Annotated in this window: 18 protein-coding genes and 1 pseudogene; 11 read left to right on the plus strand and 8 right to left on the minus strand. The window is 74.8% G+C overall.

From position 1 onward, the window contains the following. Positions 1 to 5: 5 nt before the first annotated feature. Positions 6 to 653, minus strand: coding sequence for an alpha/beta fold hydrolase (locus tag ACF07V_RS07865; RefSeq protein ID WP_392152158.1), 648 nt, complete (start codon positions 651 to 653; stop codon positions 6 to 8). Positions 654 to 1,085: 432 nt separating this feature from the next. Between ACF07V_RS07865 and ACF07V_RS07870 the strand changes: the two genes are divergently transcribed. Next, the gene (locus ACF07V_RS07870; protein ID WP_392152160.1) at positions 1,086 to 3,356 is read left to right on the plus strand and encodes an alpha-N-acetylglucosaminidase; all 2,271 of its coding nucleotides are present in this window, start codon (positions 1,086 to 1,088) and stop codon (positions 3,354 to 3,356) included. A 15-nt stretch (positions 3,357 to 3,371) separates the two neighbouring features. Here ACF07V_RS07870 and ACF07V_RS07875 read toward each other — a convergent pair whose 3' ends face one another. Then, the gene (locus ACF07V_RS07875; protein ID WP_392152388.1) at positions 3,372 to 4,865 is read right to left on the minus strand and encodes a TerD family protein; all 1,494 of its coding nucleotides are present in this window, start codon (positions 4,863 to 4,865) and stop codon (positions 3,372 to 3,374) included. A 184-nt stretch (positions 4,866 to 5,049) separates the two neighbouring features. Between ACF07V_RS07875 and ACF07V_RS07880 the strand changes: the two genes are divergently transcribed. The 4 genes from ACF07V_RS07880 to ACF07V_RS07895 all read left to right on the plus strand — a co-directional run bounded on the left by ACF07V_RS07880 (position 5,050) and on the right by ACF07V_RS07895 (position 10,699). Further along, a complete protein-coding gene (locus tag ACF07V_RS07880) occupies positions 5,050 to 7,152 on the plus strand; it encodes a DUF4139 domain-containing protein (RefSeq protein ID WP_392152162.1) in 2,103 nt (700 codons plus the stop codon). A gap of 7 nt (positions 7,153 to 7,159) precedes the next feature. After that, positions 7,160 to 8,722 (plus strand): DUF4139 domain-containing protein, encoded by a 1,563-nt coding sequence (locus ACF07V_RS07885; RefSeq protein ID WP_392152163.1) that lies wholly within the window; start codon positions 7,160 to 7,162, stop codon positions 8,720 to 8,722. Between the two features lie 4 nt (positions 8,723 to 8,726). Beyond that, positions 8,727 to 9,380, plus strand: a complete 654-nt coding sequence (locus ACF07V_RS07890; RefSeq protein WP_392152165.1) for a hypothetical protein — start codon at positions 8,727 to 8,729, stop codon at positions 9,378 to 9,380. Between the two features lie 104 nt (positions 9,381 to 9,484). After that, positions 9,485 to 10,699 (plus strand): nitric oxide synthase oxygenase, encoded by a 1,215-nt coding sequence (locus ACF07V_RS07895; RefSeq protein ID WP_392152167.1) that lies wholly within the window; start codon positions 9,485 to 9,487, stop codon positions 10,697 to 10,699. 60 nt (positions 10,700 to 10,759) lie between these two features. Here ACF07V_RS07895 and ACF07V_RS07900 read toward each other — a convergent pair whose 3' ends face one another. Then, a complete protein-coding gene (locus tag ACF07V_RS07900) occupies positions 10,760 to 11,338 on the minus strand; it encodes a helix-turn-helix domain-containing protein (RefSeq protein ID WP_392152169.1) in 579 nt (192 codons plus the stop codon). 122 nt (positions 11,339 to 11,460) lie between these two features. Here ACF07V_RS07900 and ACF07V_RS07905 point away from each other — a divergent pair, with 122 nt between their 5' ends. The 3 genes and pseudogenes from ACF07V_RS07905 (at position 11,461) to ACF07V_RS07915 (ending at position 12,967) form a co-directional block, all read left to right on the plus strand. Continuing rightward, complete coding sequence (locus ACF07V_RS07905) at positions 11,461 to 12,297, plus strand: EamA family transporter (protein WP_392152170.1); 837 nt, start codon at positions 11,461 to 11,463, stop codon at positions 12,295 to 12,297. A 75-nt stretch (positions 12,298 to 12,372) separates the two neighbouring features. Continuing rightward, positions 12,373 to 12,522 (plus strand): annotated as a pseudogene (locus ACF07V_RS07910) (phenylalanine--tRNA ligase beta subunit-related protein); the annotation flags it as partial. A gap of 148 nt (positions 12,523 to 12,670) precedes the next feature. Continuing rightward, positions 12,671 to 12,967 carry a hypothetical protein gene (locus tag ACF07V_RS07915; protein ID WP_392152172.1) on the plus strand — a complete coding sequence of 99 codons (297 nt, stop codon included), beginning with the start codon at positions 12,671 to 12,673 and terminating at the stop codon, positions 12,965 to 12,967. Between the two features lie 3 nt (positions 12,968 to 12,970). Here the strand turns inward: ACF07V_RS07915 and ACF07V_RS07920 are convergent, their stop codons facing one another. The 4 genes from ACF07V_RS07920 to ACF07V_RS07935 form a co-directional block, all read right to left on the minus strand. Next, complete coding sequence (locus ACF07V_RS07920; RefSeq protein ID WP_392152173.1) at positions 12,971 to 13,318, minus strand: DUF190 domain-containing protein; 348 nt, start codon at positions 13,316 to 13,318, stop codon at positions 12,971 to 12,973. A 146-nt stretch (positions 13,319 to 13,464) separates the two neighbouring features. After that, positions 13,465 to 13,590, minus strand: coding sequence for a hypothetical protein (locus ACF07V_RS07925; RefSeq protein WP_255325155.1), 126 nt, complete (start codon positions 13,588 to 13,590; stop codon positions 13,465 to 13,467). Between the two features lie 67 nt (positions 13,591 to 13,657). Then, positions 13,658 to 16,390: a class IV lanthionine synthetase LanL gene (gene lanL / locus ACF07V_RS07930; RefSeq protein ID WP_392152175.1), complete on the minus strand. Its 2,733-nt coding sequence runs from the start codon at positions 16,388 to 16,390 to the stop codon at positions 13,658 to 13,660. An 83-nt stretch (positions 16,391 to 16,473) separates the two neighbouring features. Next, positions 16,474 to 16,632, minus strand: coding sequence for a hypothetical protein (locus ACF07V_RS07935; protein ID WP_392152177.1), 159 nt, complete (start codon positions 16,630 to 16,632; stop codon positions 16,474 to 16,476). A 201-nt stretch (positions 16,633 to 16,833) separates the two neighbouring features. Here ACF07V_RS07935 and ACF07V_RS07940 point away from each other — a divergent pair, with 201 nt between their 5' ends. Both ACF07V_RS07940 and ACF07V_RS07945 read left to right on the plus strand, forming a co-directional pair. Next, the gene (locus ACF07V_RS07940) at positions 16,834 to 17,895 is read left to right on the plus strand and encodes a hypothetical protein (protein ID WP_392152178.1); all 1,062 of its coding nucleotides are present in this window, start codon (positions 16,834 to 16,836) and stop codon (positions 17,893 to 17,895) included. 45 nt (positions 17,896 to 17,940) lie between these two features. Next, positions 17,941 to 19,908, plus strand: a complete 1,968-nt coding sequence (locus ACF07V_RS07945) for a serine/threonine-protein kinase (RefSeq protein ID WP_392152180.1) — start codon at positions 17,941 to 17,943, stop codon at positions 19,906 to 19,908. Positions 19,909 to 19,968: 60 nt separating this feature from the next. Here the strand turns inward: ACF07V_RS07945 and ACF07V_RS07950 are convergent, their stop codons facing one another. Next, positions 19,969 to 20,706 (minus strand): alpha/beta hydrolase, encoded by a 738-nt coding sequence (locus ACF07V_RS07950; protein WP_392152181.1) that lies wholly within the window; start codon positions 20,704 to 20,706, stop codon positions 19,969 to 19,971. Positions 20,707 to 21,078: 372 nt separating this feature from the next. Here ACF07V_RS07950 and trpS point away from each other — a divergent pair, with 372 nt between their 5' ends. After that, entirely contained in the window at positions 21,079 to 22,167 is a 1,089-nt protein-coding gene (gene trpS / locus ACF07V_RS07955) for a tryptophan--tRNA ligase (protein WP_392152182.1), read from the plus strand. The last annotated feature ends 4 nt before the right edge of the window (positions 22,168 to 22,171 follow it).

Raw genomic sequence — 22,171 nt, forward strand, 5'->3', positions numbered from 1 at the left:
CGGGCTCAGCCGTGCGACAGCAGTGCCGCGGTGAGTTCGGCCGCGCGCCGGTGCCAGAGGTCCGCGCCCCGGAGCATGGCGTGGCCGCCCGTCGGCATCGGGATGCCCGCCGCGTCGGCGCCCGCCTCCCTGGCCCGGCGGACGAACTCCCAGGACTGGCGGGCCGAGGTGACCCGGTCGGCCTCGTCGTGGAGGAGGTAGAGGCGCCGTCCGCCGAGGTGGTCCACGGGCTCGTCGGCGGGGCACCACGGCGCCAGGGCGACCACCCCGCGCACCGCGGGATCGCCCGCCGCACGGAGGGCGGCCCGGCCGCCCATGGAGTGGCCGAGGAGCACGACGGGCACGGCCCCGACCCGCTCCCGCAGCCGCGCGAGGGCGGTCTCGGCGTCCTGGGCGGCGTCCGCGCGGGCGCCGTTCCAGCCGCGGTGGCGGTAGCGCACCTCGGCCACCAGGACGCCCCGGCCCCGGACGGCCCGCGTCACCGCGCCGACGAAGGGGCGCATCCGCAGCGCCGGCAGGTTGAGGGCGGGCGGCGGCTCGGGCCCCTCGGCGCGGCCGCCGTGGAGGAGCAGCACGGCGGCGGTGGGCACGTCGGGCGCGCTGCGGACGAGGAGCGCGGTCGGATCGGCACGGCGGGCGGGGCACAGGGTCATCGCGCGGCCCTTCCGGTCGCGCGTCGGCCCGTCGGCCGGGGGACGTACCCGCTCGTGCGGGACGGATGACCGGGCCGCTGCGCCATGGGGCCTCCAGGGGTCGTGAGGGCGGGACACCGTGAGGGGCGAAGTCTGCCAGGCCTCGGTGTCCGTCAGGTACACCGCTCTCCCCCACGGGGTCCACCGGCCGCGGGCCCGCCGGAAGCGGGCGAGGCCGTCGGCGGGGTCCACCGGCGGTTCGGGGTGGTCGGGAGCGGCCCGGTCCGGGCCCCGCAGGCGCCGGGGTTCGTGGATCCGCTCGCACCCCGACCCGAACGCGCGCACCCGCACGGATGAGCGCCGCGGTTTCCCCGGCACCGCTTGCGTGGTCGCGGGTGCGGGGCGGCGGAGAGTGGTGCTCCACGCCGTCGTCCTGTTCGAGCAGGGAGCCTGATGGGCAGCCGCCTGATCCGTCGTTGCCGCGACACCTTCCTCGTCGTGGTGCTCGCCGCCGTGACCGCCGCCGCGCCCGGTGCGCCGGCCCGGTCGGGCAGCGCCTCCGCCGCCGCGCCCGCCTTCGACCCGGAGCCCGCCCGGGCGGCCCTGGAACGACTGCTGCCGGCCCGGGCCGCGCAGTTCACCCTGGTCCCCGTCGGGGAGACCGGCTCCGGGGACCACTTCTCGGTCTCCGGCGAGGCGGGCGCGATCCAGGTGCGGGGCACCTCGCCGGCCACGCTGCTCACCGGAGTGGGCTGGTATCTGGAGCGGGTCGCCGGTGTCGACATCGGCTGGCCGGGCGACAGCGTCGGCCGGCTGCCGGCCACGCTCCCCGCGGTCCCGGGCACGATCACCCGCTCGGCGACCGTGCCCCACCGCTACGCCCTGAACGACACCGACGAGGGGTACTCCGGCGCGTACCGTGACTTCGCCTCGTACCAGCGGGACATCGACCTGATGGCGCTGCACGGCGTGAACGAGGTCTTCGTGCCGACGGGGGCCGAGTACCCGTACTACCGGGCGCTCCAGGGGTTCGGCTACGGCGCGGAGGAACTGCGGGCCTGGATCCCCGGCCCCGCGCATCAGGCCTGGTGGCTGCTGCAGAACATGTCCGGTTTCGGGGGTCCGGTGTCCGAGCGGCTGATCGAGGCACGGGCGGCGCTCGGCGGCCGGATCACGGAACACCTGCGCTCCCTGGGGATGACCCCGGTGCTGCCGGGCTTCTTCGGTACGGTGCCGCCCGGGTTCGCCGACCGGAACCCGGGTGCGGTCACCGTCCCGCAGGGCAAGTGGGTCGGGTTCGCCCGGCCCGACTGGCTGGATCCGACGGGACCCGTCTTCGGTGACCTGGCCGCCGCCTACTACCGGGTGCAGCGGCAGCGGTTCGGTGACACCGACCTGTTCAAGATGGACCTGCTGCACGAGGGCGGCACCCCCGGAACGGTCGACGTCGCGCGGGCGGCAGAGGCCGTCCAGGAGGCCCTGGACACCGCGCACCCCCGCGCCACCTGGGTCATGCTCGGCTGGCAGAACAACCCGTCCGCGGCCCTCCTGAGCGGGGTGGACCGGAGCCGGGTGCTGATCGTCGACGGCCTCTCCGACCGGTACGAGGGGCTCGACCGCGAGACGCAGTGGGGCGGCACGCCCTACGCGTTCGGTTCGATCGCCAACTTCGGCGGCCACACCAGCATGGGCGCCAACACGGGCGTGTGGGTGGACCGGTTCCGCGCCTGGCTGGCCAAGTCCGACAGCGCGCTGAGCGGCATCGCCTACCTCCCCGAGGCCACCGGCGGGAACCCCGCGGCCTTCGACCTCTTCACCGAACTCGCCTGGGAGCCGGACCCGGTCGACCACCGCGCCTGGTTCGCCGCGTACGCGGCCCGGCGCTACGGCGGCGCCGACCCGCACGCGGCCGCCGCCTGGGAGCAGTTGCGCCTCGGCCCGTACAGCGGCACGTCCGGTACGTGGAGCGAGCCTCAGGACAGCCTCTTCACCGCCCGGCCGAGCCTGACGGCGGCCAGGGCGGCACGCTGGAGCCCGACCGCCATGCGGTACGAGGCCGCCACGGTGGAGCGTGCCCTGTCGGAACTGCTCCAGGTGGCGCCGGAGCTGCGGACCTCGGACGCGTACCGCTTCGACGTCGTCGACGTGGCACGCCAGGCCCTCACCAACCGGGGCCGGGCCCTGCTGCCGCGCGTCAAGGCCGCGTACGACGCGAAGGATCTGGAGGCCTTCCGGGCGCTGGTGCGCGAGTGGAACGCCGACGAGGAGCTCCTCGGCCGGCTCGTCGCCTCCGACCGGCGTTTCCTGCTCGGTCCATGGCTCGCCGACGCGCGTTCCTGGGGCGCCGACGCGGGCGAGGGCGACCGGCTCGAGTACGACGCCCGCTCGATCCTCACCACCTGGGCCGACCGGGGGCCGAGCGAGAGCGGCGGCCTGCGCGACTACGCCAACCGCGAGTGGGCCGGTCTCGTCCAGGACGTGTACGCGCCGCGCTGGGCCGCGTACTTCGCGAGCCTCGACACCGCGCTCGTCCGGGGCACGGCGCCGGTCGCGATCGACTGGTTCGCCCGGGACGACGCCTGGGCGCACGGCCGCCGGGCCTACCCGACGGCGCCGGAGGGCGACCCCGTCGCGCTGGCGGGCGAGGTGGCGGCGGCCCTGGCCCAGGCCTCCACGGCCGCGGAGATGACGAGCCCTGCCCCGGCCGCCGCCGCGCACCCCTGAGGCGTGTCCCGACGGTCAGCCGCGCGAGAACCAGTTCCTCCGCGGGGCGGGCCCGGCCTGCTTGTCCGGCCGGGCCGGATCGCCGGGGACGGCGAACGGGACGGGTGCCGCCGCGCCCGGCGGCTCCGGGGGCAGCGGCCGGGTCGGCGGCTGAAGACGCTTCAGCCGGGCCCGCCACGGGCCGTCCGCCATCTCGAACTGGACGACGAGCGGCCCCTCGGGCAGCGGTACGGTCTCGCGCCGCTTGCCGATCTCGTTCACCACGTTCTCGTACCGCGGCAGGGCCGTGTGGTCGTCGTGCTCCGCGAGTTCGTAGACGTGGACGATGAGGTTGTCGTCGCCTCGGTAGTGGACGGCCATGTCGGCCACGCCTCCCGTGTGCAGCAGCACCTCGGGACCGCGGTACTGCGCTTCCTCCTCCGTCAGGCGGGGGGCCGCCGCCAGCGGTGAGACCCGGACCTGCCAGGGACCATCGGCCTGCAGTTTCAGGCGCAGGGTGCCGTGGGCCGGGACGGTGGCGAGGACGCTGCCGTGGAAGTCCTCCTCGGTGCTGTTGACGAGGTTGTCCTCCTCCTTGTTGCGGCGGTTGAGCACCCAGAGTCCCGTGTACCCGTCGCCCCTGATGTCGAGCCGGACGACGACCGGCCCCGGTGGGAGGCCGCCCACGGTGATCACGTCGTTGTCCCGGCCCGTCTCCGTGTACGGCTCGAACACGGGCCCGTACGTCCACCAGCCGGCGGTGACGGGCGGGACCGGCGCCATGGGCGGGACCGCCCCGGGAGGGGTCGCGACCGGCGGGGCGACCGCGGCGGGGACCGCGAAGGGCGGGGCCGCCGGGGGTCCGACCACTGCGGGCACGGCGGGCACCACGGGCACGGCGGGCACCGCGGGCGGAGGAGCGAAAGCCGGCGCGGGAGCGGGAGCGGGAGCCGGCATGACGGGTGCCTGCGGCAGGGCAGGAGCCTGCGGCATGACGGCTGCCCGTGGGGCGGCCGGGGCCGTCGCCGCTGCGGGGTCGGCCACGTCCACACCGTGGTCCGTGGCCAGTCCGGCGAGTCCGTTCGCATAGCCCTGGCCCACGGCGCGGAACTTCCAGCCTCCCGCCCGCCGGTAGAGCTCGGCCAGCACCATCGCCGTCTCCCCGGCGGCGTCGGTGACGTCGTAGCGCACGACCGAGGTGCCGTCGGGTGCGTAGGCCTCGACCGACAGTCCGGCGGCGTCCCTCATCGCCCCGTGCTCCGTCGAACCGACCAGGAGCACACGGGCGATCCGCTCCTCCACGGCGGTGAGGCCGACCTCCACCCACGCCGTGCCGGCCTCCGGCCCCGGCGCCGCCTCCGTGAGCCGGACCGACCCGGAGGGATGCAGCGGGGCGCCGTGGAAGACGACGTCCGCGTCGCCCCCGACCCTTCCGGCCTCGGTCAGCAGCAGCGCCATGGCGTCCACGCCCCCGCGCACGGCGATCCTCAACGGCACCGACGGAACGAATCCGTTGCCGCCCTTGGTCATCTCCCCCACGACACACCGGCCTTCCCCACGGAATTCCCACCCGATTCCTTCACGAAGAAGATCTTGCAGGCGCCGGCCACCGGCGACAAGGTCCCGGCCCCGCGGGGCCTCCGGCGCCCCGGGACCGCCCGGAGCGGTCCGGCGTAGGCTTCCCGGACACGGACAGGGCAGCAGAGGGGGGCGCATGACGGTCGGTGCGGAGCAGAGGTGGGGGTCGGAGCTCGACTCGGTCGTGGTGTACGCGCAGGGCGCGCTCTGCCGGCGTCTGGCCCGGGGCCCGGTGCCGCCGGACGGCCGGGTGCGGGTGACGGGGCTGCCCCGCTCGCTCGACCCCGTTTCCCTGCGGGCGCGGGTCCTGGGCGACTCCGGGGCACGGGTCACCGAGGCGCGGGTGGAGGTCGAGGCGGAGCCCCGCGCCGACGCCGCCCCCGACGAGCTGCGGCGCGAGGTCGAGCGGCTGCGCGAGGCGTACGCGGCGGCGCGGGCGCGTCGCGACCGGCACCGGGCCCTGATCGAGGAGGTCGGCGGCCTGCGCCCGATCCCACCGGCCCGTAAGCGCGAGGACCCGCACCGCCGCACCCCGGTCGACGCGTGGCTGGGGCTCGCCGACTTCGTCGACGAGCGGCTGGCGGGCCTGCACGCCCGGCTGGCCGAGCTCGACGAGGCGATCCGGTGCGCCGAGCACGAGTTCGAGGTCGCCCACGACAGGCTCCACCGCGCCTCCACCGACGCGCCGCCGGCCCATGTGCGGACGACGGTCTGCGCCGTGCTGACCCTCGTCGGTGCCGAGGCGGAGGAGGTCGAGCTGGAGCTGGAGTACGGCGTGCCGGGTGCCGTCTGGGTGCCGACGTACCGCCTCGCCCACCGTCAGGGCGACGGCAGCGGCCGCCTCGTGTTGCGGGCCTCGGTGGCCCAGCGCACCGGCGAGGACTGGACCGGGGTGCGCCTCGCCCTGGCCACCGCCGATCTGCGGCGCCGCACCGACCTGCCGGCGCTCCGCTCGATCCGGATCGGGCGCCGTCAGGCCGTGCCCGCTCCGTCCGGCTGGCGCGAGCCCCCGGCGGGGCTCGCCGACCTGTTCACCGGGTACGAGGCGGCCGGCCCGGCGCCGGAGCCCTTCCTCGCCGGTTCCGCGGTCGGGGGCGGCGTGGCCGGCTCGGCACCGGTTCCGGTGGCGGCGCCCGCCCCCGTACCGGCCCCGGCACCGGCACCGGCACCGGCACCCATCGCGCCTCCGGCGTTCACCGGGCCGCCGCCGCAGCCGGGTGGCGCGTACGGCGCCGCTCCGGAGGCCCTCGGGGGCGGGGGGCCGGACGTCGCCAGGGCGGCGGCCCCTCGGCCGGGCGGCCGGCCGCGTGCCGGTGGCGGGGCCGGCTTCGCGGGCCGCCCGCCCCGGGCCCCCATGGCTCCGGGCGCTGCGGCACCGCCGCCTCCGCCGCCGCCGGCGGGTCCGCCGCAGCCCAGCGGTGCCGAACTCGACTACGCAGCCCTCGTGTTGTCCGGCCCCGAGGAGCCCGGCGCCCGCCGCGGCCGGCTGTTCCCCGGCTCCTCCTTCGACGCGGTGGCGGGGGAACACCGACGCCGCGCCGAGGCCGTGGCCGGGCTGCCATTGCCCCGGCACGCGGTGCGCCCCCGCACGTCGGCGGGTTCGTTCGACCACCGCTTCGACGCCGCGGCCCGTGCGGACGTGCCCTCGGACGGCACCTGGCACACCGTCACCGTCGGCGAGATCCCGGTCGTCGTACACACCGAGCACATCTGTGTGCCGTCCGTGGAGCAGACCGTGTACGCGACCCTCGCGGTCTCCAACACCACCCGTCAGGCGCTGCTCGCGGGCCCGGTGGAGGTCACCGTCGATGACGACTACCTGCTGACCGCCGCGCTGCCCACGCTCGCGCCCGGTGGCGTCCGCCGGCTGGGGCTCGGGCCCGCCGAGGGCGTCCGCGTCACGCGCCGCACGCATCTGAAGGAGTCCACGGCGGGTCTGCGCAACCACCTCACCGTGCTCGACCACCGCGTCCACGTGGAGCTGGCCAACCGCCTCGCGGGGCCGGTCACCGTCGAGGTCCACGAGCGGGTGCCGGTCTCCTCCGAGCCGGACGTCCGCATCGAGGAACGCGCGGACTGGACGGCACCCGAGGACGGTGCCGCGCCGGAGCAACACGCCCCGGGCACCCGCGTCTGGCGGGTGGAACTGCCCGCCGGCGGCACCGCCGCGCTCGACGGCGGCTTCGAGATCCGCATCCCGGCCGGCAAGGCCCTGGTCGACGGCAACCGCAGGAGCTGACACCCACATGATCACGGACCCGCAGCCGATCGCCCTTCCCGTCACCGCCGTGACCTGCCTGGAGGACCGCGCCCACGTCGAGCGCACCGCCGTGCTGGACCTGACGGCCGGCGTCCAGCGCCTGCGCCTCGGACCGGTCAGCGCGCTCGCCGTGGACCGCACCCTCCACGCCGAACTGACCTCCGAGCACCCCGCCACCGTGCTCGACGTACGGATCGTCCGCACGTGGACGCCGCGCGGACCGGTGCCGCCCGGCGACGACGACTCCGCCCTCCGTCACCGCGAGCACGCCCTCGAAGAGGAGCGGCTCGCCGTGGAGCGGCGCCGCGACCGGCTGCGCGGCCGCCTCGACCTGCTCGGCCGGCTCGCCGCCGACCTGCTGCGGGAGATGGGCGAGGGTGCCGGGTTCGGAGAGTCCGAACGTCCCCGCTGGAGCCGCGAGCTGGACCGCGTGGACGCCGAGCGCGAGACGTACGGCGAGGAACTCCGTACCGTGGAAGCCCGGCTGACGGCGCTCACCGCCGAGCTCAAGGAGATCCGGCGCGCCGTGGAGCTCGCCGAGGAGGAGCCCGCCGAGCTCGTCGCCCATGTCGAGCTGACGGTGGAGGCGGCGGCGGCCGGGCCCGTACGGCTGCGGCTGAGCCATCTGACCCCGTGCGCGCTGTGGAGGCCCGCCTACCGGGCCGTGTTCGACGGGAAGTCCCTGAGCCTGGAGACGGACGCCATGGTGTGGCAGCGCACCGGGGAGGACTGGTCGGACGTACGGCTGACGCTGTCGACCGCCCGGTCCGCGCTCGCCACCGAGCCGCCGCGGCTCGTCGAGGACCGGCTGACGCTCAAGGACCGCAGCGCGGCGGAGCGCCGCACGATCGACGTCGAACTGCGCGAGGAGGAGATCGCGACGCTGGGCCCGGCCCCGGTGCTCGGTCTGCCGGGCGTGGACGACGGGGGCGAGGCGCGGGTCCTGCACTCCCCCGCGCCGGTCTCCGTGCCCGGGGACGGCCGGGCCCACCGGGTGCCGGTCTCCTCGTTCACGACCGCCGCGAGCAGCGAGTACGCCTGCTCCCCCGAACTGTCCCCGCTGGTCACCCAGGTGGTGAGGTGCGACAACCTGTCCGGCCACGCCCTGCTCGCGGGGCCCGTGGACCTGGTCCGGGGCAGCGGGTTCACCGGCCGCGGCACGCTGGACTTCACGGCTCCCGGCGCCGCCGTCGAGCTCGCCTTCGGCAGCCGCGACGACCATCGGGTGGTCCGGCACACCGAGGAGTCCCGCGACACCACCGGCCTCACCCAGCGGACGGTGGTCACCCGCACGGTCCGGCTGCACCTGTCCCGCTTCTCTCCGCCCGGGGAGCAGGACGAGCGGGTGGTCGTGGTGCGGGAGCGGATCCCCGTCTCCGAGGTCTCGGCGGTGGAGGTGCGCCTGCGCGAGGGGGCCTGTTCCCCGGCGCCCGACGCCGTGGACGAGGAAGGCATCGTCCGCTGGGACGTCCCGCTGCCGCCGGGCGGCCGGCGCACGGTCACGCTGGTGTACGAGCTGTCGGCGACGGCCAAGGTCGCGGGGCTCTGAGCGGATGACCACCGGTGTCCACACCTCGGCGGCCCCGCCGGTCCGCCCCTCGGCCCGGCCGGGCGCGGCGCTGCTCCGCACCGCCGCGCTGACGCTGTACCTCTGGGCGTCGGCCGGCGCCGTCGCCGTCGTCTCGTCTCTCCTGCCGCGCGCGGACTGGGTCGCCATCGGTCTCGGCGTGGTGCTCTTCCTGTTGTTCGGGATCCTGCTGCATCTGGTGCACCGGGGCGTGTGGTCGGTGCTCCTGGCCGCCGTGCCGGCGCTGTTCGTGCTGGTCGGCGCCGTGCAGTACGCCCCCGAACTGGCGCTTGAGCGGTACGGCGTGCGGGAGAGCGTCGTCGTGACGGCCGACAGCGCCGCTCCCGCCGGCGGCAAGAACCACCGGCTCACCCTGCGTCGCGCCGACGGCCATGTGCTGGACGAGCGGCTGGTGTACCGCGGCGTCGACGCTCCGAGGGTCGGCGACCGGTTCGACGTCGTCCGCGACTCCCGGGGCGAGTTGCCGATGGAGCGGGCGGACGAGGTCGACGCGGCGGGCCGACGGGACGGACTCGTCGGCGGTTCGGCCGTGTTGACCGTCCTGGTGTTCCTGGCCGGGTGGCGCGGTCATGTCTCCCGCCGTCGTGACGGGGAGGGTTCTCCCGCCGCCCGGCCCTGAGACAACCCCCGGGGGTCCGGGCGCCGGGCACCCTAGCAGCCCGGCGCCCTCCGTATCCGGAACTCTCCCTACTCTCCACAACCGGGCGGTCGCGTACGGTAGTCATGGGGGCGGGAGGGAACACCTTGGTCTTCAGTCTGGGTCGCCGCCGCAAGGCCGCCACTGTCAGCGCTTGTCCGTTCACGTCCGCCCCCTCGTCCGGCGAGTGGCAGGACCGACCACGCAGGCCCGTCACGCGGGTGACGGACCGCCGGGAGGCGGAGAGCTTCGTCCGGCAGTTCCATCATGAGCAGCCCGATGCCGGGGACGTGGAGCGCAGGGTGCGCGCGGTGCTGGCCGAGATCGACCGGACCGGGACGTACGAGCACACCCCGGCCGAACTGTCCTTCGGCGCCCGTGTCGCCTGGCGCAACGCGGCCCGCTGCATCGGCAGGCTCTACTGGCGCAGCCTCGTGGTGCGCGACCTGCGGCAGGTCACGTCGGCCGACGACATCGCCGCCGCGTGCTTCGAGCACCTGCGGATCGCCGGGAACGGCGGGCGGATCCGACCCGTGATCTCGGTGTTCGCCCCCGACCGGCCGGAGCGTCCGGCGCCGCGGATCGTCAACGACCAGCTGGTGCGTTACGCGGGGCACAACACCCCCGAGGGCCGTCGGCTCGGCGACCCGCGCGCCGCCGAGCCGACGGCCCGCGCCCGCTCCCTGGGCTGGAAGCGCGACGAAGAGGCCTTCCAGGTCCTGCCGTTGATGGTCGAGGAGCGTCCGGGCGTGCGCCCCGAGTGGTACGAGCTGCCGGACGACTGCGTCATGGAGGTGCCGCTCCGGCACCCGGACCACGGGTGGTTCGCGGAGCTCGGACTGCGCTGGTACGCGGTGCCGGCGATCAGCGACATGACGCTGGAGATCGGCGGGGTGCGCTATCCGGCGGCGCCGTTCAACGGCTGGTACATGGGGACGGAGATAGGCGCCCGCAACCTCGCCGACGCCGAGCGCTACGACCTCCTCCCGGTCGTCGCCGACCGGCTGGGCCTCGACCGTTCCTCGGAACGCACGCTGTGGCGGGACCGGGCGCTCGTCGAGCTCAACGTGGCGGTGCTGCACTCCTTCCAGAAGGCCGGGGTGACGATGGCGGACCACCACACGGAGTCCGAGCGGTTCCTGCGGCACATCGCGCAGGAGAGCCGGCACGGCAGGCCGGTGCCGGCCGACTGGAGCTGGATCGTCCCGCCGGTGTCCGGCTCCACGACGCCGGTCTTCCACCGGTACTACGACCCGGTGGACACGTCCCTGCGCCCCGCCTTCCTCCCCCGGGAGCGGTGAGAGCCACTCCGCGCGAGGCGGCGGGGCGGCTCCGCGCGAGGCCCTGGGTGCGGCTCCGGGTCAGGCGGCGGGGCCGGGCGGCAGGTGGACCGTCATGATCAGGTGACAGGTCGTCTCGCCCGCGCCGCGGTAGGTGTGGGTGGCGTCGCCGTCGAAGGTGGCGGTCTGCCCGGCCTCGACGGAGTGTTCCGTGCCGTCGACGACCAGGGTCATCCGCCCGGCGGTGACGCTGACGGTCTCCACGACTCCCGCCTGGTGGGGGTGGCTGGGGTACTCCTCGCCCGGTTCGAGGGTCCAGCGCCAGACCTCGACGGGGGCCGGGCCGGAGGTCGTCAGCATGAGGCGGGCCTCGCTGCCCAGCCGGCCGGTCCAGAGCGGCGCGACGGCCTCGGCGGTCACGACGCGGACGCGGCCCTCGGCCGGGCCCTCCATCAGGGCGGAGACGGAGATGCCGAGGGTGTCGGCGAGGCGGACGAGGGTGGCGAAGTTCGGGTTCCCCTGGGCCTTCTCCAGGCCCACGAGGGCGCCCTTGCTGACCTGGGCGCGTCTGCCGAGTTCGTCCAGGGACAGGCCGGCCCGGTTGCGGGCCGTCCTCACGTTGCGGGCGAGGGTCCGCAGGGCTGCCTCTGTCTCGGCCATCCGATCACCGTTCGCATAGGTGGACCAGTGGAATGCACCGTCCGGTCGTTTGATTGACACAGCGCGGTCGTTCCGATGTACGGTTCAGTCGTTCCACTGAAATAGTAAGGGATGTACGAACCATGATCGCTCTGCTGCTGGCCCTGGGCAGCTCCCTCGCCTACGGATGCGCCGACTTCTTCGGCGGCCTCGGAGCCCGCAAGGCCCATGTGCTGCGGACCGTGATGATCGCGGCCCCGGCCTCGCTCGCCGTGGAGCTGCTGCTCTGGCCCTTCCTCGGCGCCTCGTTCGACGCCGACGTGCTGGTCTGGGGCGCCGCGTCCGGTGTCGCCTCCGCCGCGGCCTTCGCGCTGCTCTACCGGACCCTGGCGATCGGCCCGATGAACGTCCTCTCGCCGGTGACCGCGCTCGTGTCCGCCCTCCTGCCCGTCGGCGTGGGGCTGGTCCAGGGCGAGCACCTGGGCGTCACCGGCCTCGTGGGGCTGCCGCTCGCCCTGGCCGCGGTGGTCCTGGTCAGCGCCGGGCACGGCTCCGGTACGGCACGCCCGTCCCGTACCGCGCTGCTGCTCGCCCTGGGGGCGGGCGCCGCGATCGCCCTCCAGCTGATCTTCCTGCACCAGGCGCCCTCGGACAGCGGCGTGGCGCCGCTGATCGTGGGCCGGGCCGTCTCCTCGGCCGTGATCCTCGCCGCGGCGGCCGTGATGTACCGCAGGCTGGGCTCCGAACGGCCGGCGTACGCCATGTCGGCGGCCGCGGGCGTTCTCGACTCGGTGGCGAACCTGCTCTTCCTGCTCGCCGCCCGCAGTGGGGACCTCGCCGTCGTCGCCGTCATCACCGCCCTCTACCCGGTCGGCACGGTCCTGCTCGCCCGCACCGTCCTCGCCGAACGCATCCACCGCGGCCAGCTCGTCGGTCTGGGAACGGCGGCGGTGGCCGTCAGCCTCCTGGCCCTGACCTGACCGGCCCCGCCCGCCCTCTCGTCCGCCCACGCGAACGGAACTCGCCCGTGGTCACCCTCCACCTGGCCCCCGGCGTCGCGGAAAGGCGCCCTGCCGCGCATCAACCCGGCCGTCGACTCGTACAACCTCGTCTCCGTCCGCCACGGACTGCCCGCCGGCGCCTTCGACCTGGACCACGTCACCGGCGAGGTCGTCATCCGTCCCGCGGACGGCACCGAGGCGTTCCTGGCCCCGCACGCCGACGGGACGACCGTCCGCTGCCTCGACCCGTCGAGTGGTCGCGCCCGAGGCGAAGGGGGACGCTGTAACTGAGCGCGTCCGGGATCCCGGGCGCCCCGAACGGAGCGCCCGCCCGGTCGGGAAAGGCCGCGTCATGCGCATGCTGCTGAAGATCACGATGGACACCTCGGCCTCCAACGAGGCCATCAGACAGGGCAAGCTGCTGAACACCCTGGAGAGCACGCTCCGGGAACTCGACGCGGAAGCCGCCTACTTCACCGTCGAGGACGGCTGTCGGACCGGCTACATCTTCTTCGACCTGGCCGACCCGTCCCAGATGCCGAAGATCTCGGAGCCGTTCTTCATGGGCCTCGACGCCAGGATCCACTACTCCCCCGTCATGAACCCGGAGGAGCTCCGCAAGGGAATCTCGGCGATCACGCCCTCGTGAACCTCAGGCGGGCTTCGAACGGCCGACGTAGCGGATGACCTCGCAGTCGTCGAGGATCACCAGGCCCTCGCCGACCAGTTCGTCCAGCTGGGGCAGGAAGGCGCGGATCTTCTCCTCGGTGTCGACGACGACCACGGCCACGGGGAGGTCCTCGCTCAGCGACAGAAGACGCTGGGTGTGGATCAGCGACGAGGCCCCGAAGCCCTCGATGCCGCGGAACACGCTCGCCCCCGCGAGACCGGCCTCACGCGCCCGGCCGACGATCTGGGTGTACAGCGGCTTGTGGTGCCACAGATCGGTCTCCCCCACGAAGACCGTCACCCGCAGGGCCCTGCCCGTCAGCCTGGTCATCGACGCCTCCATGCCGTACGCGGCGCCCCGCGCCCGGCAGCGGGACGGGCCCGCACTTCGAGTCTACGGTCGTGCCTCCACGGGGGTCGCGCCGCGCGCGAAGGGGGCCGGCCGGGACGCCGGCCCCCTTCCGTGGGCGGAGCGGGTCAGCAGCCGCTCGTGAGCCAGCGGCAGGCGGTGATCAGAGCGGCGGCGTGCTCCTCGCCACGGGCGTCCTCGGTGCGGACCTCCTCCGGCAGGACCTGCAGGGCATCGATGTCGTACTCCGTCATGACGGTCTCCTTCTGGGATTCTTCGGATGTCTCGGTGGTACGCCGGCGGCCTGCGGCCGCCGGACACTCAGGGGTGGACCGGGCCGTCCTCCGGCAGCCAGGCACGCGGGCCTCCGCACCGGAGGCGCAGCAGCAGGGAGAGGCTGCCGGCGAGACCGGTGGCGTACTCGGCGAGGACGGTCCTTCGGTTCTCGTCGGGTACGAGGAGGCGGCCGTCGCGCAGTACGGCCTGTGCGGCCAGGTGCTCGACCAGGAGTTCGGCGGCGGCGCGGTGGCTCTCGTCGCCGGTCCGCTCGGCGGCGTCGAGGAGGAACTCGGCGTTCCCCGCGAGCCCGTGACAGGTGGCCGGCGAGTCGGTCACCCTGCCCACCCGTACGGCGCGGGCCGCACCGTCCACCAGGTCGCGTACGAGCGTGTCGGACGCGCCGGTCGCCGACCAGAGCCGGACCAGGAAGGTGCCGGCGCCGGAGGAGCCGCTGCACCAGTGGCGGGCGAGCTCCGGGGAGTCGGAGAGGTGGCGCGCCCGGTCCACGGGCCAGAGCACCCCCGCCGGTCCGCGGCGGGCGGCTGCCGCGAGGGTGGCCCCCGCCTCGGTGGCCGCGTCGAGGAACCTCTTGTCGCCGGTGGCCTCCGCCGCGAGCAGCAGGAAGGTGCCGACGCCGGCCACGCCGTGCGCGAAGCCGTAGTGCCAGGCACCGGCGAGCGCCGAGCCGAAGTCCTCCGGCACCGGCCAGAAGACCCCTTCGGGGGTGCACCGCGCCGCGTCGAGCAGTCCTTCCGCGGCCTCGGCGGCGCGGTCCAGGAACCGCGGGTCCCCGGTGGTGCGCCAGAAGTGCAGCTGCGTCAGACCGGAGCCGGCCACGCCGTGGCAGACGTCCGGGTTGGGGCCACGGACGGGCAGACCGAGGGCCAGGGCGAGGGCCCGGTCCGCGAGGGCGGTGTCGTCCAGGGCGCGGGCGGCGTCGAGCAGGGCCCAGGCCGTGCCCGAACGGCCGAAGTGCAGGCCCGGCGGGTCGCTCGGCAGCGTCTCCTGCCGCTCCGCGGTCCACCGGGCGGCGGAGCGGAGGCCTTCGGCGAGCGACTCGCGGGTCACGGGACCGGTTCCCGTGGCACCGAGCCCGATGTCCCCGTGGCCGAGGGCCCGGGCGAGCAGGGCGACGCCGCCGGCCGAGCCGTGCTGGACGGCCACCGGGTCGCAGGTCTCGCCGAACGCGTCCGAGGCCCACAGCCGTTCGGGATCGTGCGGACGCATCGTGGCCAGGAGGTGGGCGATGCCGTCGTGCAGAAGACGCGCGCGCGTGGCCGCCGCGTCCGCGTGCTCGTCCTTCCTCGGGGGCCGCCCGGCATCCGGAGCCCGGGCTCCGTCGAGGAACTCCCGTGCCCGGTCCAGGGTCCACCGGTCCTCGGGGGCGTCCCGCGTCAGCCCCAGGACCAGCGGCGTGAACCGCCGTACGCGTGCGTCGTCGCGGGCCAGGAGACGCACGAGGTCCGCCAGACGCCGCTCGTCCGGCCGGGCCGTGTCCCGCGGGAGGTCCTCCGCGAAGACCGGATCCGCTCCGGTCAGGGCGTGCAGGACGGTGACGCCGAGGGCGTACAGGTCGACGCCCGGCGGCAGGGCGGGGGCCACCTGGTCGACGGCGCGCAGCTCGGGGGCGGTGTAGCCGGGGGTGGCGCCGAGGACCCACCGCTCCCCCTCGACGGCCGCCATCTCCAGGTCGATCAGGACGAGCCGCCCGTCCGGGGTGACCATGACGTTGTTCGGGTTGAAGTCGTGCAGGGTGACGCCGAGTTCATGGGCGGTGGCGACGAGTTCGACGAGCTGCCGGACCAGGGAGTCGGCCGTACGGTCGTCGGGGCAGCCGCTGCCGTCCCGGGCGAGGCGCTCGGCGACGGTGCGTCGGAGCGTCGCCCCGGGGACCGATTCGGTGGCCAGGAACACGCTGCCCTGCTGTTCGAACACCTCGACGAGGCCCGGGACCCGGTCGGGACGCGCCCGGCCGAACCGTTCGAGCAGGGCGGCCTCGCGGCGCAACAGGTCCCGGACGTCGAGGCCTTCGAGACCGGCGCCCACGTGGGGCCGCGCCTGCTTGACGACGACCTGCGCGCCGGTGCGGGTGTCCTCGGCCCGGAAGACCCCGCCCTTGTTGGAGTGCTGGATCGCGCCCCGTACGAGGAAGCGGTCGCCGAGGAGGACGGGCCTGGCCGTGGCCGTGCTGCGGGCCGGTGCGGCGGGACGGTCGGGGAAGGGGTCGCCGGCCCAGGCCGGCGGGCTGAACCAGGCGTTGCGCTCGTCGGCGACCGGCCGGCCCTCGGGGTCGGTGAGGCGGGCCGCGAAGGAGCCGTCGGCCGTCAGTTCCCGGACGCCCTTGAACACGCCGTACCGGTAGAAGACCTGGCTTCCGGGCCGGTAGCGGCGGTCGGAGAGGACGGCGGGGCCCGGGAGTCCCTCGGTCGCCCGGTGGAGTTCCTCGGCGAGCCGCCGGAACTGCGCGTCGTCCGCCGGGTAGACGGTCAGGAACTTGCCGCCCCCGCCGCGCGCGAAGCGCCCGGAGACCAGCGCGGCGATCTTGGCCGGACTCCCGGCGAACTTGAAGGCCGCGCGGTGGGCCACGAGGACCTCGGCGGACCGGGCGAGGACCAGGGGCGCGGAGAGCGGGGTGGCGGGCACGTGGAGCTTCCAGCCCTGGGCCCGTCCCACGGCCCCGCCGGGCACGACGTGACACCAGAACGGGCCGGGTTCGACGCTCCACGGCTCCTGTGCGCTCCGGGCGATCGCGGCGCGCACGATGTCGGGCAACAAGGCCCGGTCCACGGCACTTTCGGCGCGCGAGCGCCGGGGGCCGGGGGCGGTCGGGGAAGGGTTCCCGGTGGGTGACGACATGCCTACTGCACCGGCCGCTCGTAGTCGTCGCCCCAGCTGGTGTCCAAGGGGGTCGCGGCGACCGTCCGCGTCGTCTCCGGTGCGCCGTCCTGGGTGGCGACGCTCGCTCCGCCGGCGAGCAGGACGGCGAGGAGAAGGAGGCAGCGGACGGCAACGGACATGGTGCGGCTCCTGGTTCGGGAGTGGAGAGGGCGGGCGGGAAGCTCCGTGTCTGGCGGGTTCACGCCGTATGTCGGCCTGATGGGGTTTCCCTCGGCCGGACACCCCCAGTTCATCCCGGCGAGCCCGCTTGGTCCAGGGCCATGACCTGGCAATACCCTGCATGGCACGGAAGTAGCAGGGCCGCATCACGGGGGAAATGCGTGACTACTGGGGTGGAAGCGGACGGAATACCTCGGCTGGACGCCGGGGCCGTCGCCGTCTTCGCGTACGCGCTGGAGCACGGCGGCCTCACGGCGCCGTCGCCGGACGGGCTTCCGGCCCTCGGGCTCGGCCGCGAGGAGGTCGAGGCGGCCTGCCGCACCCTGCGGCGTCTCCGGCTGCTCCGGCCGGCGCCGGGCCGGAGCGAGGAACTGATCCCGGTGAGCCCGGACGCCGCCGCGGCGGAAGTGGTCGGTCCCATGGAGGCGGAGCTCGCGCGGGCCGCCGCGCACGCCCAGTCCCTCCGCGACGATCTGCACTCCCTGATGCCCCGGTACCGTGCCGCCCGGCGCGAGCAGGGCCGCCGGGAGGGCTTCGACGTCCTGCCCGACATGGCGTCCGCCTCCGCGATGCTCACCGAGGAGTCGGCCCGCTGCCGGGAGGAGGTGTTCAGCATCCAGCCGGGCGGCGGCCGGGCGGCGCACCGCCTCGGGGACGCCGTCGAGCGGGACGTGGCGATGCTCCGCCGGGGGGTGCGGATGCGCACGCTGTACCAGCACTCGGCGCGGACCAGCCTCTCCACCCAGGGGTACGTGGAGCGGCTCACCGAGGCGGGTGCCGAGTACCGCACCGCGGCCGAACTGCCCGACCGGGCCGTGGTCTTCGACCGTTCGGTGGCCTTCCTGCCCCGGCGCGCGGACGGCGGTACGGGCGAGGGCGCGGTCCTCGTCCGGGACCCCGACGTGGTGGCGTACCTCTGCCGGGTGTTCGAGCAGCACTGGTCCGGGGCAGTCCCCTTCCGCGGCACCAGCGAGGCCGCGTACAAGGAGGTCGGTCCGAGTCTGCGGCGGGCGCTCGTGGGGCTGCTCGCGGAGGGCGCCAAGGACGAGGTGATCGCCCGTCGGATGGGGATGTCGCTGCGCACCTGCCGCCGTCACATCGCCGATCTCCTGGAGGAGTTGGGGGCGGAGAGCCGCTTCCAGGGCGGCGCGCTCGCGGAGCGCGCCGGGCTCACGGGAGCGGAGGTCACGACGGACTCCGCCGAGGGCGCCGGCCACCGGTAGGGTGCCCTCCGGCAAACAGTGTTCTGCGTGGGGAGACATGGGCTCATGGGCGGTCAGCAAGCGGACCGGGGCGGCTCCGGGGTGTTCCAGCCCCTGGCGACGGACGACCCGACGACGGTGGCCGGTTATCGGCTCGCGGCCCGGCTCGGCGCCGGCGGCATGGGCAAGGTGTATCTGTCGTACACGCCCGGCGGACGCCCGGTGGCCATCAAGCTGATCCGTCCCGAGTTCGGCGAGGACGCGGAGTTCCGCCGCCGGTTCGCCCAGGAGGTGCGCTCCGCGCAGCGCGTCCAGGGCCTGTTCACCGCCCCCGTCATCGACGCGGACCCCGACGGCGCTCAGCCGTGGCTGGCCACCGCGTACGTGCCGGGGCCCTCGCTCGCCGACGCGGTCGTGGCGCACGGTGCGCTGCCCGTGGAGACGGTGCTGCTGCTCGTCGCGGGCATGGCCGAGGCCCTGCACGTCATCCACGGGGCGGGCATCGTCCACCGCGACCTGAAGCCGTCCAATGTGCTGCTCGCCGCCGACGGGCCGCGCGTCATCGACTTCGGCATCGCCCACGCGGCCGACGCGACGTCCCTGACGGGCAGTGGAGTCACCATAGGGACGCCGTCGTTCATGGCGCCCGAGCAGGCGGCGGGGCGCAAGGTCACGGCCGCCACGGACGTGTTCGCGCTCGGCCAGGTCGCGGCGTACGCGGCGACCGGTGTCCCGGCCTTCGGCGAGGGGACCGGGCACGGGGTGCTCTACCGGATCGTGCACGAGGAGCCGGACCTGAGCGCCGTTCCGGAGCGGCTCACCGAGCTCGTCACGCGCTGCCTCGCGAAGGACCCCGAGGCCCGGCCGACGCTCTCCGAGATCATCCGGCTGTGCCAGGCGGCGAACGCGGCGACGGTGCTGCGGCGGCCCGAGGACTGGCTGCCGGCCGCGGTCTCCGCCGAGATCACGGCCCGGGCCGCGGCTCCCGCGCCACCGCAGACGCCCCCGCCGCCGACGGCCGCCCCGGCAGGGGCACCGGCGGCACCGGCCGGGTACTCGCCGACGGTGCCGTCCGCGCCGTCGACCCCGCCGCCCGGGTACGGCCCGCCGCCGAACACGGGCCCCGTCGCCCCCGCGGGCCCGGCCGCCACCCCGGCCGCGCCCCCGGCCGCGGCCGCTCCGGCGCCCGGCTACGCGTACGCGCCGACGCAGGGCCCGGGCACTTCCGGGTACGCCCCGACGCAGGGCCCGGGCACTTCCGGGTACGCCCCGACGCAGGGCCCGGGCGGTCCCGGGTACGCCCCGGCGCAGGCGCCGGGCGGGCCCACGTACCCGCAGCAGTCCTGGTCCGGCCCGTCGGCGCCGACCGGCCACCACCCCCAGCAGCCGCCCCAGCAGCAGCGGAAGGGCGGCGGGCGCGGTCTGGTCATCGCTGTCGCCGCCGTCCTCGCCTTCGCCGTCGCGGGCGGCGCGACCGCCTACGTCGTGCTGAAGGACAAGGACGACCAGGCGGCCTCGAACGCGGGCGGCAAGCCCAACGGGAAGGGTTCGGCGAGCACCCAGGGCAGCGGGGGCACGGGGAACGGGGGCGCCGGGACCGGGAGCTCCACCCCGAAGCCGTCGACGGCCCCGGCCGCGCAGGCCGCCACGTACAAGAACATCAACCTCACGGCCGGCTACCACCTGACCCTCGGGGACCAGGACGTACGCCCCCAGGACGGGGAGGACAACGGCTACGAGCTCTCCTACGACACCGGCGGCTACCTCGACGCCGAGAGCAGCGGCGGCAACCTGGTCCTGCTCGACCCCGGCCAGGTCGGTTCGCTCGAAGCGTGCCGCGCGGAGACCCGGTTCACCCAGAACATCTACGTGAACAAGCTGTCGCCGGGCCGCCAGGTCTGCGTCACCACGGGCACCGGCCACCTCGGTCTGGTCACCGTCAAGGCCTTCTCCCCGGAGGACTCGCCGAGCACCTACATGACCCTCGACCTGACGGTCTGGCGGAACGCCGCCCCGTCCACGTCGACGGGCTGATCGCCTCGTTGCCGCAGGCCGTCGGCGCCCATCGTGCGCCGACGGCCTGCGGGCCCGGCTCTACTTCAGGTGCCGGGCGAAGAACCGGGCCCCGTTCTCGAACTCGAACCGCGGGACGCCGGTGTGTCCGCCCATGTTGGCGTGCAGCGTCTTCTCCCGGGAGCCGAAGGCGTCGAACAGGTCGAGGGCCGCCTGCCGGTCGTTGTCTTCGTCGTCCCACTGCAGCAGGACGTGCAGCGGAATGGTGACCCGGCGGGCCTCTTCGAACATGACGGCGGGCACGAGGCTCCCGGCGAAGAAGCCGGCGGCCTTGATCCGCGGCTCGACCGCCGCGAGGCGCACGCCGATGGAGATCACTCCCCCCTCGTATCCGACCGGGCCGCCGATCTCGGGCAGTGCCAGGAGGGCGTCCAGGGCGGACCGCCATTCCGGGACCGACTTCTCGACGAGCGGGAGGACGAGGGCGTCGATGATGTCGTCGCCGACCGGCTCGCCCGCCTCCATCGCCCTGCGCAGGTCGGCGCGGGCCTGCTCGGCGGCGTCCCACCGGGGCCGTTCGCCGCTGCCGGGGAGCTCGATGGTGGCCGAGGCGAAGCCGTACTCCTCCGCGTAGTACCGGGCGCGCCCGGCCAGGCGGGGGTGGATCCTGCGCAGTCCGAGGGGCGGGGGGCAGATCAGGATGAGGGGAGCCGGCTCGGACACGGCTGCGGGCGTCCACAGGATGCCGGGGACGTCGCCGAGGGTGAATGCGCGCTCGAGGACGCCGCCGTCGAGGTGCTGTTCGGAAGTGAAGTGCACGGTCGTGCCTTTCGGGAGAGCTCTGAGAACGGCGCTCCCGGACGACCTATCGCCCGACCGTGACCCCGGAGGGGAGCACCCATGTCATGACTGCGTTCACGGGTACCACCTCCTTGTTCTCTCGCACGGCCTCCGGAAACGTAGCAGGGGTCGTCCCGGTCCGCCAAAGGGTTTTGTCCCGAGCCCTTCGTGCCGTGGGGCGCTATGCTCCGCTCATGCATCTGTCGTCGTGCCTCAGCTGGTGGCGCTCCTCCTAGGAGCGGCCACTACTCGCGCACGACCGGGCCGTTCGGACGAACGGCCCTTTTGCGTTCCCTGGCTCATGGGTCCTGTCGTCCCGACGGCACCACCGACCCACACCAGGAGAACCCCATGACGACCTTCGCCTCCGCCGCCCCGTCCACCGACGCTCTCGGGACGACCGCCGCCCGGGCACGCAGTGCGGTCCTGGAGGAACAGATCCTCGAGGAGCCGGGGCGCTTCCGCGTGCTGACCGGGGACCGTCCCACCGGCCGGCTGCACCTGGGGCACTACTTCGGCACCCTGCACAACCGGGTGCGGCTCCAGGACCTCGGGGTGGAGCTGTTCGTGATCATCGCGGACTACCAGGTCCTGACGGACCGCGACGTCGCGGACCGTCTCACCGAGCACGTCGACGATCTGGTCCTCGACCACCTCGCCATCGGGGTCGACCCCGAGCGCAGCACGATCTTCACCCACAGCGCCGTGCCGGCCCTGAACCAGCTGCTGCTGCCCTTCCTCAGCCTCGTGTCGGTGGCCGAGCTGAGCCGCAATCCCACCGTCAAGGACGAGATCGCCCACTCCCGGCAGTCCGCCGTCAGCGGTCTGATGTTCACCTATCCCGTCCACCAGGCCGCCGACATCCTCTTCTGCAAGGCGAATCTCGTCCCCGTCGGCCAGGACCAGCTGCCGCACCTGGAGATCACCCGGACCGTCGCCCGCCGGTTCAACGACCGCTACGGCGACGGCGCCGCCGTCTTCCCCGAGCCCGACGCCCTGCTCTCCGAGGCACCGCTGCTGCTCGGCACGGACGGCACCAAGATGAGCAAGAGCCGGGGCAACGCCGTCAGCCTGGCCGCCGACGCCGACGAGACCGCCCGGCTGATCAAGGGCGCCAGGACCGACTCCGAGCGTCACATCGCCTACGACCCGGTCGGCCGCCCCGGGGTGTCCTCGCTCCTGCTGCTCGCCGCCCTCTGTCAGGGTCGCACTCCCGAGGAGGTCGCCGCCGACATCGGCTCCGCGGGGGCCGCCGCGCTGAAGCGGACGGTGACGGAGTCGGTCAACGAGTACCTGGCGCCGATCCGGGCCCGCCGTGCCGCGTACGCCGGCGACCGCGCGTACCTCCGCGGGATCCTGCGCGAGGGGAACGAGCGGGCCCGGGCCCTGGCGGAGGAGACGCTGGCGGAGGTGCGCACGGCGATGCGGAATCACTACTGACGTA

The organism is Streptomyces sp. NPDC015661 (assembly GCF_043077765.1).
Lineage (GTDB): Bacteria > Actinomycetota > Actinomycetes > Streptomycetales > Streptomycetaceae > Streptomyces.

Excerpts from the sequence above, each read along its gene's own strand:
- ACF07V_RS07925 (WP_255325155.1), bottom strand. The coding sequence starts at position 13,590 with ATGACGGAGTACGACATCGATGCCCTGCAGGTCCTGCCGGAGGAGGTC.
- ACF07V_RS07875 (WP_392152388.1), bottom strand. The coding sequence starts at position 4,865 with ATGACCAAGGGCGGCAACGGATTCGTTCCGTCGGTGCCGTTGAGGATC.
- ACF07V_RS07945 (WP_392152180.1), top strand. The coding sequence starts at position 17,941 with ATGGGCGGTCAGCAAGCGGACCGGGGCGGCTCCGGGGTGTTCCAGCCC.
- ACF07V_RS07920 (WP_392152173.1), bottom strand. The coding sequence starts at position 13,318 with ATGACCAGGCTGACGGGCAGGGCCCTGCGGGTGACGGTCTTCGTGGGG.
- ACF07V_RS07885 (WP_392152163.1), top strand. The coding sequence starts at position 7,160 with ATGATCACGGACCCGCAGCCGATCGCCCTTCCCGTCACCGCCGTGACC.
- ACF07V_RS07905 (WP_392152170.1), top strand. The coding sequence starts at position 11,461 with ATGATCGCTCTGCTGCTGGCCCTGGGCAGCTCCCTCGCCTACGGATGC.
- ACF07V_RS07915 (WP_392152172.1), top strand. The coding sequence starts at position 12,671 with ATGCGCATGCTGCTGAAGATCACGATGGACACCTCGGCCTCCAACGAG.
- ACF07V_RS07935 (WP_392152177.1), bottom strand. The coding sequence starts at position 16,632 with ATGTCCGTTGCCGTCCGCTGCCTCCTTCTCCTCGCCGTCCTGCTCGCC.
- trpS (WP_392152182.1), top strand. The coding sequence starts at position 21,079 with ATGACGACCTTCGCCTCCGCCGCCCCGTCCACCGACGCTCTCGGGACG.
- ACF07V_RS07890 (WP_392152165.1), top strand. The coding sequence starts at position 8,727 with ATGACCACCGGTGTCCACACCTCGGCGGCCCCGCCGGTCCGCCCCTCG.
- ACF07V_RS07870 (WP_392152160.1), top strand. The coding sequence starts at position 1,086 with ATGGGCAGCCGCCTGATCCGTCGTTGCCGCGACACCTTCCTCGTCGTG.
- ACF07V_RS07880 (WP_392152162.1), top strand. The coding sequence starts at position 5,050 with ATGACGGTCGGTGCGGAGCAGAGGTGGGGGTCGGAGCTCGACTCGGTC.
- ACF07V_RS07900 (WP_392152169.1), bottom strand. The coding sequence starts at position 11,338 with ATGGCCGAGACAGAGGCAGCCCTGCGGACCCTCGCCCGCAACGTGAGG.
- ACF07V_RS07865 (WP_392152158.1), bottom strand. The coding sequence starts at position 653 with ATGACCCTGTGCCCCGCCCGCCGTGCCGATCCGACCGCGCTCCTCGTC.
- ACF07V_RS07895 (WP_392152167.1), top strand. The coding sequence starts at position 9,485 with ATGGGGGCGGGAGGGAACACCTTGGTCTTCAGTCTGGGTCGCCGCCGC.